Source organism: Paenibacillus sp. sptzw28 (genome assembly GCF_019550795.1).
In the GTDB taxonomy this organism is placed as follows: Bacteria; Bacillota; Bacilli; order Paenibacillales; family Paenibacillaceae; genus Paenibacillus_Z.
In genome coordinates, this window is record NZ_CP080545.1 from 1469225 (window position 1) to 1485549 (window position 16325).

The window sequence follows — 16325 nt, forward strand, 5'->3', positions numbered from 1 at the left end:
GCCTATTGAGTCTGTATTAAACACGCGGTAAGGAGACATCTTCTCCTAACCGCTTTTTTTTACCAAAAAAAGCTATGGTCTTATATGTCTCTATCGTGCTATTTTATGTCCTGAATATCAAGGTTTATGATCAAGCTGTGTCATATAATCATTTCCAAGTATACGCTTTCATAGAAGAAAACGATAAAAAGGGGACTTGCTAGATGAAAACAAGGAAAAAGTCGCGTGGATTCACCAAATCAATCATTTCCTTATTGGTGTTCGTTTCGCTTCTGCTGACCTGCGCGTTTCCCGCTGCAGCTGATGAGAACGATCCGTTTCTGCCTCCCGGAGGCGCGGACTGGAACAAGCTGAAGGAACTCGCGATCAATGATTTTGCATGGAATTACGGCAGCCAGTCAACGAATGAAACGTATCTGGGCCAGGCAGCGAGGAAAATCGCTGTCGACAGCTTTTGGGGAGCCAATTATATCCTGAACGGTTGGCAGACGTTGGATATAAGCCCGTACGAAAATGGTACATTAGAGTTCGATGCGGTTGGAGCGGTTGGCGGCGAAACCTTCTCCGTGGGATTTGTAGATGTCGTCACGGAACGGTTGGTGGACGGAGAGTTTTTCACGGATAACGATAAGCATCCGTATCAAACCTCTGTGACTGCATCGATTCCGTTAGGAGAGGAGCTTACAACAGAATGGAAACATTATTCTGTTCCGCTGAAGGATATCTTTGACTCCAACAGCATTTTCAGTAGTTCCAGTGTGCAGATGCTGAACTTCACCGGGGATAACAATCCGAAAACGTTCTGGATCAGCAATATTGTCATCAAATCGCCGGATGAGGCGGCAAGCTATGCTCCGATCAAGGTGAACCAGGTCGGTTATATTGTTAATAGCGAGAAATACGCTCTGGTGAGCGGCTATTACGACGAGCTGACTGCGGTGCCCGGCACACCTTTTCAAGTGAAAAAGGCATCGGATATGAGCGTTGCTTACTCCGGCGCGTTGTCCTTGGTCGCAGCCTATGATGCTTCCTCCGGGGAGAAGGTGCTGAAGGCGGACTTCACCGGCCTGAACGAACCGGGCGAATATGTGCTGACTGTGGATGGGGTCGCTGAACCTTCCGTTGCCTTCCAGATCGGCGATGGCAGCATTTACAGCACCCTTTTGAAAGATGTGCAGAAGTTCTTCTACTTCCAGCGCGCCAATGAGGATCTGTTAGCGGAACACGCAGGGATCTTCGCCAGGACCGGCGATCGCAAGGAAGACCAGAACCTTCCGTTCCAATCCAATCCGACGATCACGAAGGATGTTTCCGGCGGATGGTGGGATGCCGGCGACTTGGGCAAATATGTCACAGTGGGAGCGACAGCCATCTCTGATCTCCTCTGGGCATACGAGAGCTTTCCGAGCCAATTCCAGGATCATTCGATGAATATCCCGGAAAGCGGAAACGGCATCCCGGATCTGCTGGACGAGATCAAGGTTGAAACGGATTTTATTCTCAAAATGCAGGATGAGGCCACAGGAGGCTTCTATGCTTTCGTCAATCGGGAGCATTCACCTGATCGCTATATCATGGATGGAACGGCAAGCAATAGACTCATACCGACGTTCCACACCGGCGCTGCAGTTGGCGCTCTGGCTCATGCGTATATCGTCATGAAGGATGTTCCTGGGTTGACGGATTATGCCGAGACGTTGAAGGCTGCCGCTCTCCGCGGATGGAACTATCTGGAGCAGCATCCGGAATTCATCCCGCAGCCGGATGGTCCATACTACTCTTCCAGCGATGTGAACGACCGCTTCTATGCCGCAGCGACGCTGTACCGGGCAACCGGAGAGCAAGTGTATAACGATTACGTCGTCGCTCATTACTTGAATTTCGCTTCTATTTTCGAGGATGAAACGTTCTCGCACAATATCGGCTCCTTGCAAAGGATGGGATTCTACCATTACATGATGGGGGATCAGCCGAACGCCGCAGTGAAGACATGGTTTACCGATAAATTTGTACAATGGCGTGACATTCTCATCAATGCCAATAGGAATAAATCGGTGTGGGGAAATGCCACCCTGGATGATTTTTATTGGGGAGCGAACTCCAATAATGCCGGCGTTCCGGTTGGCCTCGCGATCGGCAGCCGCATTCTCGGCCTGTTTAATGAAGAAGACCTTAAGGTAGCCGCCAGCAATCTGAACTATCTGCTTGGGATTAACCCGCTTCAGATGAGCTATATTACCGGGCACGGAGAGCGCCGTGTGACAAGAACCATCCATGAAGTTTACAATGGCGACTTTCTCTTGGAGATGCCCAGCGGTTACATGCCTGGCGGTCCGAACAACAACGGACGCTATACCTTCAGCGGCAAGGCTTACAACAATTCCTCTATCGACTGGGAAACCAATGAGCAAGCCTTGAATTACAACTCGCCCCTGACCTTCTTGGTTGCGATGTTGTCCGAATCGAATTCTGCTCCAGCCGTCTCGATCACCTCGTATGAGGAAGGCCAGGCAATCCATTTAAATAATCCGCGGATTGACTGGACGTTCCTTGACGCCGACGATGCGGATGTACAAGCCGCCTATCAGGTTCAAGCCTCCAGCAGCGATTGGGAGACGGTTGACGTGGACAGCGGTGAACTGGCTGGCGCATCCGGTTCATACACATTGGATGGATTGGAGGACGGAGATTGGTCGATCAGGGTTCGATTGAAGGACAATCGGGGCGACTGGTCGGAGTGGGCGTACAGAAGCTTGATCATTGATACGGTTGCTCCAACCCTGAATGTTGTCCTGGATAAGGAAACATTGTGGCCGGCCAACAATCGTCTGGTTAAGGTGACGGCAACCGTAGAAACTGCGGATGAGTCTCAAGTGGAATTGCTGTCTATTACGCCGAGCGTAGCCGTCGACAGCTATGAATCTATGGTACAAGAGGCAGATTTCGGCACATCCGATACGGAATTCATGCTTCTGGCCAAAAAAGCAAAGGGTAAAGAGCCTCTAGTTTATACCATTACTTATAGAGCGATAGATCAAGCAGGGAATGTTACGGAAGCATCTGTCACCGTCACGGTTCCCCATGATCAGTCAGGAAATAAATAAGCTTGTTTAGAAGCTTGATACCTCCGACCGGAATGGTTCGGAGGTATTTCAGGTGAGATGTCCATATCATGATCGATGTTGCAGTATCATTTAATGTATGCGCTTTTATGAAGAAAAAGACTTTAAAAAGAAGACTATCAAGATGAAAACAAAGAAAAAGTCGCTTCGCATCATCAAACAAATCATTTCCTTATGTATGTCCGTTTCACTGCTGCTGTTGTGTGCGCTTCCCGCCACAGCTGCTGACGACGATCCTTATCTGCCTCCCGGTGGTGCGGATTGGAACAAGCTAAAGGATCTCGTGATCAATGATTATAAATATGGCCACGGCAATACGGTAACCGATGAAACCTATCTGGGCAAGGCAGCGAAGAAGATCGAAACCAACGGCTCCTGGGTGGCCAGCAGAGCGCCGTGTGACAAAAACCATTCATGAAATTTACAATGCAGACTTTCTCTTGGAGATGCCCAGCGGTTACATGCCTGGCGGTCCGAACAACAACGGACGCTATACTTTCAGCGGCAAGGCTTACAACGGTTCCTCTATCGACTGGGAGACCAATGAGCAAGCCTTGAATTACAACTCGCCCCTGACCTTCTTGGTTGCGATGTTGTCCAACTCGAATGAAGCCACCATTCAACTTGAAGCCGAACAAGCTGAGCTGTCAGGCGGGGTTAAGGTCAATACCAATCATCCAGGATACACGGGCAGCGGCTTTGTGGATGGATACTGGAACTTTGGAGGAACAGCGACTTTTACCGTTAACGTTCCGGCTGCAGGGAAATACAAAGTAACCGCACGTTACGGCAATGCCGCTTTCAATCCGGCTACAGTGAGTCTTATTGTGAATGGAACGAAAATCAAGCAAACAAGCTTGCCTATGCTTGCGAACTGGGATACATGGGGCAATCAAACGGAAACGGTGACATTAAATGCCGGCGTCAATACGATCGCTTACAAATATGGCGATACGGGAATCATTAACCTTGACCATATTCGGGTTTCTCCTGCGCCAATTGAAGCGGAAACTGCGACCAGGCTAGGATTCGCTTCTGTCTACAATGACTCCTCAGCGTCAGGCGGTCAGGCGGTTGAGTATCTTCATGTGAGCGGAAATGGCATTCAGTTCAACAATGTTCCTGCTGCAACCAGCCTTACTGTGAGATACGCTGCCACTAACTCGGGTACGTATAGTATGTACGTGAATGGGGTCAAGACAAAGACCATCAGCTTCACCGGGAATGGCCAATGGAATGGTGCCTACACTAGCGTAACCGTGCCGGTCAATATCCCTGCAGGCGCGACATTGAAGTTCCAATATGATGCCGGAGATTCGGGCTGGAATGTAGACTATATTATATTGGCGCAGGGCGATCAATTATTTAGAGCAGAGGAGAACTTCGTAAAGCCGATCGGCAGGACCGTTTTCTATAATGACACGCTTTGGCTGGCGTTGTCCGGCAGCGGGGCGGAGTTCAAGTTTAGGGGCACAAAGGCGCAAATTACGATAAAAGGCGACCAGGTTGCGTTAGGGCAGACAGATTATGATTGTTATAAATCTTGGGACGAACGACTATTCGTATACGAAAGATGATCCGGTGAAGCAGGCTGAGTACAGAGATGCCTATGTCGAATTCCTGAAGCAGGTTCGATCGCGTAATGCGAATGCGCATTTGATGTGCACCCTGGGCATAATGGGGGATGCTCTTTTCCCGATGGTGGAGCAAGCAGTCGCAGCTTATTCGGATGAAACCGGCGATACCAATATTTCGGCTATGAAGTTTGACGTTCAATCGGCTGGGATGGTAGGTTCGAATTGGTGCGCCATTGTCTTGTGTGCTCATCTGTCTATATTGTGCTATTTGTTGACTTGAAAATCAAGGAAATTAGTATGAAAGCGCTATATAATTAGTGATTAGAGAGGTTTACCATACCGCCTCTCAAACAATCTGAGGCCCGTGTTGAGGAGGAATTATGTTGATCCAGACCAACTACCATGAGGATCCACAGCAGCTGCATATAAATACGGAAAAAAATCGCAATTATTATATCCCGTTTTCTCCAGAACAAGATGCTTTCGCAGAGCGGGAAACATCCCATCGTTTTGTTCTATTAAATGGAAGTTGGAACTTTCGGTATTATGAAAGCTTCCAAAATTTAGAAGACAACTTCCTGGAATTAAACCAATATAATAAAATCCCCGTGCCTTCCAACTGGCAGCTGCACGGATATGATGTGCCTCAATATACAAATATTCATTACCCCATACCGTTTGATCCGCCGTATGTCCCTGATCAGAATCCGATAGGCGTATACAACCTGAAATTTTTGATGGATGTATCCGATGGCTTTGAACGATTTATAAACTTTGAAGGGGTGGATAGCTGCTTTTATTTATATATAAATGACCAGTTCGTCGGATACAGTCAGGTATCTCATATGACAAGTGAGTTTAACATTACCAGATATCTTGTCAGCGGCAGGAATACGATGACGGTTGTTGTGCTCAAATGGTGTGACGGGACCTATCTCGAGGATCAGGATAAATGGCGGATGTCGGGCATATTCAGAGACGTGTACATCCTCTCCAGGCCGCGGAATCGAATCGACAGTTATCGTATCACCTCCAAACTCTATGATTCATATACGAAGGCGGACATTGCTGTCGAAGTTCATGCAAATACAAACGTTGCAGTGAAGCTCTATGATCCGATGGGCACATTGCTTGGTGAAAGTTATTTGCAATCCGGTGAAGCAACGGCGGTCTTCAGTTTGGATCAGCCAGCACTGTGGAATGCGGAGCATCCGGATTTATACAAAATCACGTTGCAGACCGATGAGGAAATGATTGCCGAGAAGGTTGGTATTCGGGAGGTTGCCGTTAAGAACGGAGTCATCCTGTTGAATGGGGCGGCGATTAAATTCAAAGGAGTCAACCGTCATGACAGCGACCCTGTGACTGGCTCCGTTATTAGCAGGGAACAGATGTTAGCTGACCTCTATTTAATGAAGCAGCACAATATCAACAGCATCCGAACAGCACACTACCCGAACAGTCCGATTTTCCTTCAACTCTGCGATGAACTTGGCTTTTATGTCATTGACGAAGCGGACCTTGAATCTCACGGTTCCGTAGTGGCGGCACACACACAAGAGAACGGGGGGGGCTATTCCGGGATTGCTTTGCTTGTCGTTCGAGACGACTATGAGAAAGCGATCTTGGATCGAATCGACCTCATGATTACTAGAGATTTAAATCGCCCTTGTGTATTGTTATGGTCTCTAGGCAATGAAGCCGGCTACAGCAAAATCATGGAAAAGGCTGCGAAATACGTTAAACAATACGATCCAACAAGATTAGTCCATTATCAAAGCATGCACGAATTAGAAGGCGAAGAAAAAGCGGACGACAGCGAAGCGGTATTAGACGTTGTTTCTACGATGTATCCTGCAACTCAATGGATGAAAAACGATTTTCTGAATAAAGAAGACGAAAAACGTCCGTTAGTATTATGTGAATACAGCCATTCCATGGGCAATGGACCTGGAGATTTAGAAGACTATTGGCAAATCATTTATTCAAATGATAGATTTAGCGGCGGATTTATTTGGGAATGGTGCGACCACGGGATTAAAATCGGGGAAGACAGCAATGGCAAACCAAAGTATGCCTATGGCGGGGATTTCAATGAGCCGCGCCATGACGGAAACTTCTGTATTGACGGACTGGTATATCCGGATCGTACGCCTCATACGGGGTTGAAAGAAGCAAAAAATGTTTATCGTCCGATTCGAATCAAATCAGTTGACGCCTCGAATGGAGTATATGAGTTCATCAATACCTATGACTTTTCTAATTTGTCCGAGAAGCTGGCATGCACCGTTCAGGTTACGGACACGGGCAAAGTAATTTTACAAGAGGAATTGGATATTCAAGTGCCGGCAAAGACCTCAACTATTGTGACTATCCCAAGTCTTGCAGGGGTGACCGGCGCAAGTGTTTATGTGCGATTTATTTTCTCGCAAAAGCAAGACACGCTGTGGTCGGAAAAGGGCCACGAGATCGGCTTCGATCAATTGTTGATTTACAAGGAACTCAAAGTGATCGAACCTTCACCTTCACAAGCGATCGAATCTGTTAATTATTCGGAGGATAAGAAATACATCTATATTTCTGGCGAAGACTTCGATTATCGGTTCAATAAATCGATTGCACTTTTTGATCAATTGACTTTCCACCATAAAGAATTAATCGAAAAACCAATGGAATTCAACGCTTATCGAGCACCAACGGATAACGAATGGATTAAATCGAAGTGGAATATGTTCAGCTTCGGGAACCTTACGACCAAGGTTTACCATATATCAGTGGAGAAATCGGATTCCGACGTTCTGATTCGCTCCCAAATCGCTCTTGGGGGGCACTCCTACCATAATACGTTTCAACTGCAGACCGAAACCGCTATCTTCAATAGCGGTGAAATAAAAATAAAATATAAGGTTCAAGTTGCAGATGAACGTCCTTACTTGCCGCGCTTTGGCGTGAGAATGTTTATGAACAAACAATTTGATCAGGTGGAATATTACGGGTACGGACCGTATGAAAGCTATAACGATAAGCATCAAGCTTCCTATATGGGCGTATTCTCACAGCATATTTCCGAAATGCATGAGGATTATATCAAACCGCAAGAAAATTCATCCCATTACGGCTGCGAATATGTGAACATCAGCTCCAACGATATCCTGGTCGCCTTTCAGGCAGAAACGCCATTTTCCTTCAACGCTTCCGAATACACGCAAGAGGAATTATCGGCCAAAAGACATCATTACGAGCTCGAAAAGAGCGGATACTCTGTTGTGTGCATGGATTACAAACAATCCGGCATAGGATCAAACAGCTGTGGACCTTTCTTGTTGGAGCAATATCAATTAAATGAAAAAGATTTTGAGTTTGAGTTTTGGATTAAGCCAACACAAATTCGATGACTGGGAGTATTACGATGAATGAATCGATCAGAAACTCAGCGCATATTGTACCGTCGGCAAGATAGCTGGCATGGCAGGAATTGGAGTTTTACTCCTTTATTCATTTCGAGATTAACACTTTTACGGATAGAGAATGGGGGCTTGGCGACGAGGCCACGGCGCTCTTCCATCCTGCCGCGTTCGATGCGAAGTAATGGGTGGAGGTATGCAAATCTGCCGGAATGACCGGATTGATCCTGACTTGCAAGCATCATGACAGATTCTGCCCCGGCCTAGCGCCTACACGGAGCATTCGATTAAACATAGCCCATGGCGCGGCGGGAATGGCGACATCGTCAAAGAAGTATCGGATGGCTGCCGACGGAAACGATAAGCGGCCCTTCCGGATGCTGGTTTCCGATGTGGCGGACCCCGCAGCCCGGATTTATTGGGGCCTTCGCTTGGCAATGCATTGCCCGCGGCGCCGATACGCTCGTTCATTTCCGGTGGCGAAGCGCTCCGTATGCTGGAGCCTGCGGGCGCTGAGACGGTTGCTTGGTATGAGGACGATTTCTATGCGGGTAAAACGGCTGTGAAGGTTCATTCATATGGGAAGGGTAAAGTTTACTATATGGGTATCGTTGCCGAGGAAAGCTTCTAACTGGAATTATTCGGGAAGGCTGCCGATGGAGCGGGTCTAACCCGATTTACCGGTTTGCCATCTTGACCCGTATGCGGTTGAAATCGTCAAGTTAGTCGAAGAATTTGGTGGAATATCCATTGCTGCGACTGTTTAAAACGAATGAAATTCGGATAAGGCGATTGCCGTATACGATGCAGTTAGCGGCAATGAAGTTGCGCTCCAACACGGGCACTCGAAATTCCTACCGCATCGTAATCTTCGGCCAACTGGCAAACGATACGGCGGTAGTCATCGATGCGTTTTCGCCAATCCTCCCATTTTTCCTCAGTCGCCCCGACTTTCAATATAAACGGCTCGCATAGCACCAATCCTGCGGAAGGCAACCTCTCCTTCGTCTCCGCAAGCAAATGCCGGTACGCTCTCTCGAAACGGTCGACCGAACATTCCGACATAGTCCACCAAACGTCGTTGACGCCGATCAAGATGCTGATAAGATCCGGATTTAAGCGGATCGCGTCATCGTCCTAGCGGGCGTACAAATCGCAACCCGGTTGCCGCTGACGCCCCGGTTGATAAAATGAGGCCGGTTGCAGGCCAATTCGAAGCCGAGCTTGCAATGGTAAATGCAAAGCCATGCCCCAAAATGGGATTCGGGTCCTCGTTGCGGTCACGGTTGCCATCGGTAATGGAATCGCCTTGAAACAAAATCGTTTGTCGTCTTGGATTCATAATTGATTTTCCTTTCGTTATTGGATATTTTTTGGCAGCAAGAAGGGAGTCCTGCCGTACGCACGGGCGTAAGGCAGGACTCCTTAATTCCCGAAACGAATCCGGCTCTACGATGCTGTGCCCGTGATGCTCGTGCCGTTCTTCGTAATCGTGTATTCGATGATGGCGCCGCTCCAGAAGTGGAACTTCAGAATCACCGTTCCGTCGTTCACCTCGTTGAAGAAGCTCTGTGTAAGCGTGATTTGATTTGTAGCATAAGATGGTTTAAATGTTCGGGCGAACTCCTTGAACGAAGTCCAGTTATGCGGACCGGCGTTGCCCCCTTCAGCATACACGGCCTCCATCGTAGCAAGTCGGTCGCCGTTGAAGGCGGTCGGAATCGCAAAGCTTGCTGTGGTGCCTTCCACGTTTTGCAGCACAGGCGTGTCATTGTACATGACATAGAAGGTCCAATCTGCCCCCTTGTTGAACTCCGCTTTCAATACGGCTGCCTCGCCGAGTTCGGCCGATTCGGTCAGCTTGGCGAGATAACTTGCTTTGAGGGTCAGGTTTTCGCCGTTCAACTCATAATCTTTGCCTTTCATCAACTTATAGTCTCCGGCCTTAATGCCGGTCAGAACATTGCCGTTCAAGCTCAAGGGCATTACGGCGTCCTGCGCCGGGGCGTCTTTCCTTACGAAGATCAGATCGGATTCGGCCGTGGAAGAGCGGCTCTTCAAGCTTGCCATGATCAGATTGTAGAGCTCCGGATCGTTCCACTCAAGCGTTCTGCGGTCAAACCGCCCGCCGTTGTCCCACAGCATAAGGGTAAGCTTGTTCTCTATGGATTTATAGGTGAAATACTCTAAAAACTTCAGCATTTCGCCATGCTGAGGCACACCTTCGCTGAACGGCGTTTTGAAAGGTACAGCATCCCAGCCGAGCAGTCCGAATTCGCCTATGACAACGGGAATTCCTTTCGATACGAACGTACTATATACATTGTTAGCCATTGTATCGATATCGTTAATCGTTAATTCTTCAAGCTTCGGGAAGCCCGCAATGTTTACGCTGAACGGCCAGAAGCCGTAAAAATGAATGGTAGCGATCAAATTCGGATCGTTCAGATCGGCAATCGTGCTTGCAAGCGAATCCACATGCTCTTGCGAGTGATTCGTAAATAACGTCGGCAGCACGAGCGGACGAACGTCATTGTTGCCTCCCGACGCTCTTACAATATGTACGAAGGATTTGTTAAACTCATCTAGAAATGCGTGCTGCGTCGCCACATCAACGTTTTCAAATAACGGTTCGTTGATGCTTTCGAACATCAGCTTGTTGGAATGATTCTTAAAGCGGTCGGCAACTTGCGTCCAGATCGCATTATATTGGGCCAATACGGCGTCATGATTCTCCGGCGCCTTGCTGACCCACATCCAGGAGTCGTGGTGAATGTTGATCATGACATACAGTCCCTCTTGCAGCGACCAGTCGACTACTTGCTGTACACGGTCCATCCAATCAGGATTGATCGTATAATCCGGTGCGCCGCCCATCCGCCCGCTCCATGTAATCGGAATGCGGATACTTTTGAAGCCCTGTTTCTTAATTTCCTTAATGAATTCTTTGGTAACGATCGGGTTGCCCCAGGACGTCTCGTCTCCATTATTTGGAGCATTTGTATTAAATGAATCAAATGTATTGCCCAGGTTCCATCCAGGCTGCATCGCACTGACATAAGACTGCATTTTGGTTTCTTGCTGGGAATCAGCGGCCGAGCTGACGAGTGGAAACATCGTCATGAGCAGGGCAACGACCAAGAAGACAGATAAATACGATCTTTTTGCTTTCATAGGAACTCTCCTTTGGTTTCATGAATTGAGCAGATCCTTACTGGGGCAAACCTGTGAAACGGTTGCCCTTCATCGTTAACTGGTATTTGACAATGGCGCCGCTCCAGTAGTGAAACGTCAGGTTGATCGTTCCGCCTGTTGTTTCGGCGAAGAAGTTCGGTGTTATCATGATCGTGTTATTCGCATAGTCTGGCAAGAATGCGTAAGCATACTCCTTATACGAGGTCCAGTTATGCGGGCCGGCGTTAGTGCCGTTCGTGTATACCGCTTCCATTGTGGCAAGCACATCCCCGTTGAAAGCAGTCGGAATAGCTAAGCCGCCGCTGGATGTACCTGATGCTTTTGATAGTACCGGCGTATTATAATAGCGGACACGGATTTTCCAATCGGGGCCCGAGTTGAAATGAGCCGACAATACCGCTTTTTGGCCGAACCCGCCTGTAGCGAAACCAGAAAGATAGCTTGCTTTAAGGGTTAACACGTTCCCGTTAACGGTATAGTCTGTGCCGGATACCAGCGTTTGATCGCCATTCTTAAGCGAGACAAAGCTGTTGCCGTTCAGGTTCAAGGTGATCGATTGGTCGCTGACCGGCTCGCCGCTCTTGATGAAGATCTGATCGAAAGACGTCGTCGAAGTGCGGCCTGTCAAGCTGTGCATGATAATATTGTAAAGCTCCTGGTCTCTCCACTCGTAGGTTGTGCGGTTAAAGTACGAGCCGTTATCCCACCACATCGTCGCAATGTCCTTCGACTGCGTAGCGTGGAGGAAGTATTCGAAATACTTAAGCATCTCTCCACGCTCGACGGTTTCCCTGTTCTTATCGTGACCGAGTATTCCGTATTCGCCTACGACAACGGGAATGCCCTTCGATACGAACGTATTATAGACATTGTTAACCATTGTATCGATATCGTTTTTCGTTTCGGCATTAAACGTTGTAACGCCCGCGATATTTACAGCAAACGGCCAGAAGCCGTAAAAATGAACGGTAGTGATCAGATTCGGGTCATTCAAATTTTCTATCGTGGTTGCGAGCGAATTCAGATGTACTTGACTGGCATTCGTCATCAGAGACGGAAGTACAAGTGGACGAACCGCATTATTGCCGCCGGACGCTCTTACAATGTTGAAGAAGGTCGTGTTAACCTCATCAAGATACGCGTGCTGCGTCGCCTCATCAACGTTTAGGTAATCGGGTTCGTTAGCGCTTTCAAACATTAGTTTGATGTCATGATTCTTGAAGCGGTTGGCGATTTGCGTCCATGCGGCTTCGAATTGTTCCATCACCGCATCATGCTGCGTAGCCATCGACGGCCTCATCCACTGCCACACGTCGTGAATATTGAGCATAACGTACAGACCCTCTGCGAGCGCCATGTCGACCACTTCTTCAACGCGATTCAGGAACGCCGGATCAATCGTATAGTCAGGGGCGGCACTCATCCGCTGATTCCACGAAACAGGAATACGAATGCTCTTAAAGCCTTGCGCTTTAATTTCCTGAATGAATTCTTGGGTTACGGGCGGGTTGCCCCAGGAAGACTCGAAATCGGTTCCGATCGCCTCTAACGTGTTCCCCAGATTCCATCCGGGCTGCATCGCGCTCACATACGTTTGCATAGGAGTTGCGGCAGAGGTCGAGGCCGGGTACGAAAACGAAAACGCAGTAAACAACAAAGCGATAGTCAACATCAACGACAGGAAAGCTTTTGTTTTACACATAATTTCCTCCCCTGCTCTAATAAATTACAAGCTTGCTATCTTTCGAGAAACCGATTACAGCGACACTTCGCTCCTTTGTAGTTTTTTATGCACCTCCCTAAATTGGTGTAAGCGGTGTCATTTTTATTTTAACTGTGTGAACTTCCAGATAATACAATAAAAAATGCACCAAAAATCATATCAAAATTGGATTTAAACGATCTGATTGAGGCGGTTACGGATATACCGTCCGGGAGACACTCCTTACGATTTCGTAAATTGTCTGGTAAAGGAATAAATATCTCCATATCCAAGACTAACGGCTACGTGTTTGATGGGGAGTCCGGAAAGAAGCATCATTTTTGCCTGTTTCATTAAAATAAAAGGAAGGGGAGCCTTATGTATATCATTTTAGTTATTTTACAAAGTTTTCTGCTCGTCTCCATGGTCTTTGGCGGCGGGAGCAAGCTGGCTGGTGCGAAAAATTTCGTTGATATGTTCGAGTCGCTTGGACTGCCGGTTTCGAGTTGTCACGGGGTTCGTTCAACTAGCCGGAGCAGCCGGACTTGTGATCGGATACTGGAATCCGGTAGCAGCCGCATGGGCAGGCCTTTGGATTGGCATCACGATGCTGGTGGCATGCCTTTTACATTTCAGAGTGAAGCATCCTGTCGGAAGTGCGGCACCGGCCTTTATGATTACTTTGATTGCAGCCACGTTGGTAGTCGTGCACTCATAAGGAATCATATGCAAAACCAATTTTGATAATTGTTGTACGCAGAGGCCGCCTGGATCAAGTCCCATGATCTGTGCGGTTGAGTTAATATACACCTTAAAGATATAATGTGAATATTAATTGGCTTTTCGCGATCCGATGCCGTAGGAATTGGCCAAGAATGGGCCAATGAGTTTTGGTGATTGGGACCAAGGATGTCTCCGAAGCGCCGGTTCGCTTTGGACATCCTTTTTATTATTCACTGCCAGAATTCACTGTTATACTATAAATAAGGTACTTTATCTTCTATTAAAGATCTATTCAACAGGCAGGTGACAAACGTGAAAAAAACCAGGTTCAATTTGTTGGCTAAATTCTTGATTTCTTATTTACTGGTCCTGTTGTTCCCTGTCATCGTTATCCTGTTCTACTATTATCCGTACTCAATGGATATCGTGAAGGAGAAACAAATGGAATGGAACGCCCACATCACCGACCAAGTTATGAACTCAATGGATATATTCACCCGGTACGCGTACAATCTGCCGTCGGAGCTGGTGCAAAACCGGGAGATGAAGCTTTACATGGCGAACGAAGAAGACTATCAAAAAGTTGTAATCTCGGAAGAAATGCGCAAATACAATGCGACGGATGCATTTATCGACAACATCTTTTTATACGTCAAAAGCACCGGCTATCTTTTTTCCAAGACTGGAAGCGCATACAGTGTTCATGATTTCGAAAGCCCGGGAGTCGGATATTATTACGAGGACTGGCCGAACATGTTCGAGCAATTGAACAGCCTGAGTGTGCCCACCGTCCGGCCTGTCGAGAACGTCATCGTTCCAGGCAAAAACCGGATGCGAATGCTGACCTTCCTGCTGCCGCTGCCCCTAGGCGGCACTAGCTCCCCCGGTTCGGTATTAATCATGGTAAGAGAAGAGACGATCATTCGAATGATGAAGTCGGTTTCCGAGGCTTATAACGGGGACTTCTTTATCTTGGATCATAAAGGGAATCGGTTAGTCTCTTTGCGCGATACCTCCTACAGTCATTCGGACGATTTTCGCAAGTTAATATCGGGCTTGGACCAAAACAAGTCAGGATCAGGAACTTACAAGATGGGTGGCGAGTCTTATATCGTCTCGCACGACGTTTCGGATAAGAACGGTTGGCAATATGTCAGTTTGATACCTGTGGCGGAGACATTGCAGGATATCCGAACCATTCAGCGCAATACCGTTTTTCTATTTATTTTAATTCTGCTGCTTGAGGTGCTCGTCATTTATGTTTCTATACGCAAAAATTATCGTCCGATCAAAGGTTTGGTCAGTTTCGCCAGAAATATGTTTTTACCGAACGAACAAACGAAGATGAACGAAATCGATACGATACGATTTGCGCTGGATCAGCTTTCCTCCGACAACAGCAAGCTGGACGAAAGAGTGAGAAGCACGCTTCCGATTATGCGGGAAAATCTGTTGTTTGAGCTGGTAAGCGGGCATTACACGACATGGGAGGACTTTCAAAGGGAGGCCGCTCCATACGGGTTGTCATTCAATTACCCCTTAGTTATGGTTGCTGTAATTTCCTGCGAAACGGAAGATAATCTGATCGGTACAGCTTCCGACTATTTCCGGATGAAGGAAAACGAGCTTCCGGAAGGTCTGCAAGGGTATTTTTTCAAAAGCATCTATAACCACGAAATCATTTTTGTCTGTTCCGGCAAACAGGATATGCAGTTGAAGACGTATCTGGGCTGCCTTCAGCAAGAGCTGGCCATACGGGCAGGCATTCGTTCGCTGATTGGAATAGGGTCGCCGGAGCCGTCCCCGGAAGGGGTCCATCTGTCTTATTTGCAGGCTGTGCGCGCGGCCGAGCATCTTCGCATCCGTAAGCAATACTCGGTTCTTGTTTTCGAGGAAATCGTTGTCCAGCAGACCGGTACGGTTTCCTATTTTGCGGAGCAGCTGCAATCGCTCGAGCTGTTCATATTGAAAAACGACATCACCGCAATCGAATCGGTCCTTGAGCGGATCATCGATTATATCGGCAATGACGGGACGCCTCCGCATATGGTGAGAACGGTATATTTGAATACAATCACCGTTATATTGGCAGGCTTGGACCGGTTCAGACAGGACGACCGGAGCTTGCTGCAGCTGTCCGAAGCTGCTTTCCACCATCGTTATACCATCGAACAGATGGTAGGGATAATGCGGGAGAGCTGCGGTAAGCTGTGCGATTTCATTAGGAGCACGGTGCCGCCTTCCCGAACGGTCTCAATAGAAGAGATTTTGGCCTTTATAGAAAAAGAGGGGATGAATCCCGACTTTTCTCTGCAGCTGATTGCCGATCACTTCGGAATGTCGCTTTCGAACTTCAGCTATTACTTCAAGAAAACGATGGGGCAAAATTTCAAAGTGCACATCGACCGGCTTCGAATCCAAAAATCCATCGAGCTGCTTAGGAACACGGACGAGACGCTGGAATCGATCTCGCATCAGATAGGCTATTCCAATACGTCCAGTTTTATTCGTTCCTTCAAGAAAAACATAGGCACAACGCCGGGGCAATTCCGTGATTTGAGAATGTGAGATGCATTTTTTGAAGATATGCAATTTTTGATTT

The 16325-nt window shown here is 47.7% G+C and carries 13 protein-coding genes; 9 read left to right on the forward strand and 4 right to left on the reverse strand.

The window, feature by feature from the left end; genetic code table 11:
- The first annotated feature begins 203 nt into the window (after positions 1-203).
- From KZ483_RS06765 to KZ483_RS28890, 7 genes are all read left to right on the forward strand, one after another.
- On the forward strand, positions 204-3104 hold the full coding sequence (locus KZ483_RS06765; RefSeq protein WP_258881567.1) for a glycoside hydrolase family 9 protein: 2901 nt from the start codon (positions 204-206) through the stop codon (positions 3102-3104).
- 142 nt (positions 3105-3246) lie between these two features.
- Positions 3247-3540 carry a hypothetical protein gene (locus KZ483_RS06775; protein ID WP_220351921.1) on the forward strand — a complete coding sequence of 98 codons (294 nt, stop codon included), beginning with the start codon at positions 3247-3249 and terminating at the stop codon, positions 3538-3540.
- Positions 3521-4699, forward strand: coding sequence for a carbohydrate-binding protein (locus KZ483_RS06780; RefSeq protein ID WP_220351922.1), 1179 nt, complete (start codon positions 3521-3523; stop codon positions 4697-4699). Before KZ483_RS06775 ends, KZ483_RS06780 begins: the two co-directional genes overlap by 20 nt.
- Positions 4650-4979 (forward strand): SGNH/GDSL hydrolase family protein, encoded by a 330-nt coding sequence (locus KZ483_RS06785; RefSeq protein ID WP_220351923.1) that lies wholly within the window; start codon positions 4650-4652, stop codon positions 4977-4979. Before KZ483_RS06780 ends, KZ483_RS06785 begins: the two co-directional genes overlap by 50 nt.
- A 100-nt stretch (positions 4980-5079) precedes the next feature.
- A complete protein-coding gene (locus KZ483_RS06790) occupies positions 5080-8094 on the forward strand; it encodes a glycoside hydrolase family 2 TIM barrel-domain containing protein (RefSeq protein WP_220351924.1) in 3015 nt (1004 codons plus the stop codon).
- 309 nt (positions 8095-8403) lie between these two features.
- Positions 8404-8619: a beta-galactosidase gene (locus KZ483_RS28885; RefSeq protein WP_220351925.1), complete on the forward strand. Its 216-nt coding sequence runs from the start codon at positions 8404-8406 to the stop codon at positions 8617-8619.
- Entirely contained in the window at positions 8522-8734 is a 213-nt protein-coding gene (locus tag KZ483_RS28890; RefSeq protein ID WP_309568649.1) for a beta-galactosidase trimerization domain-containing protein, read from the forward strand. Before KZ483_RS28885 ends, KZ483_RS28890 begins: the two co-directional genes overlap by 98 nt.
- Before the next feature lie 179 nt (positions 8735-8913).
- Here KZ483_RS28890 and KZ483_RS29075 read toward each other — a convergent pair whose 3' ends face one another.
- The 4 genes from KZ483_RS29075 to KZ483_RS06815 all read right to left on the reverse strand — a co-directional run bounded on the left by KZ483_RS29075 (position 8914) and on the right by KZ483_RS06815 (position 13000).
- A complete protein-coding gene (locus KZ483_RS29075) occupies positions 8914-9198 on the reverse strand; it encodes an SGNH/GDSL hydrolase family protein (protein WP_397376157.1) in 285 nt (94 codons plus the stop codon).
- A gap of 34 nt (positions 9199-9232) precedes the next feature.
- Positions 9233-9445 (reverse strand): hypothetical protein, encoded by a 213-nt coding sequence (locus tag KZ483_RS29080; protein WP_397376158.1) that lies wholly within the window; start codon positions 9443-9445, stop codon positions 9233-9235.
- A gap of 107 nt (positions 9446-9552) precedes the next feature.
- Positions 9553-11277, reverse strand: a complete 1725-nt coding sequence (locus KZ483_RS06810; protein ID WP_220351927.1) for a cellulase family glycosylhydrolase — start codon at positions 11275-11277, stop codon at positions 9553-9555.
- A 37-nt stretch (positions 11278-11314) separates the two neighbouring features.
- Positions 11315-13000 carry a cellulase family glycosylhydrolase gene (locus KZ483_RS06815; protein WP_220351928.1) on the reverse strand — a complete coding sequence of 562 codons (1686 nt, stop codon included), beginning with the start codon at positions 12998-13000 and terminating at the stop codon, positions 11315-11317.
- 547 nt (positions 13001-13547) lie between these two features.
- Here KZ483_RS06815 and KZ483_RS28345 point away from each other — a divergent pair.
- Positions 13548-13718 carry a hypothetical protein gene (locus tag KZ483_RS28345; protein ID WP_258881709.1) on the forward strand — a complete coding sequence of 57 codons (171 nt, stop codon included), beginning with the start codon at positions 13548-13550 and terminating at the stop codon, positions 13716-13718.
- Between the two features lie 341 nt (positions 13719-14059).
- Positions 14060-16291, forward strand: coding sequence for a helix-turn-helix domain-containing protein (locus KZ483_RS06825; protein ID WP_309568650.1), 2232 nt, complete (start codon positions 14060-14062; stop codon positions 16289-16291).
- Positions 16292-16325: the final 34 nt, after the last annotated feature.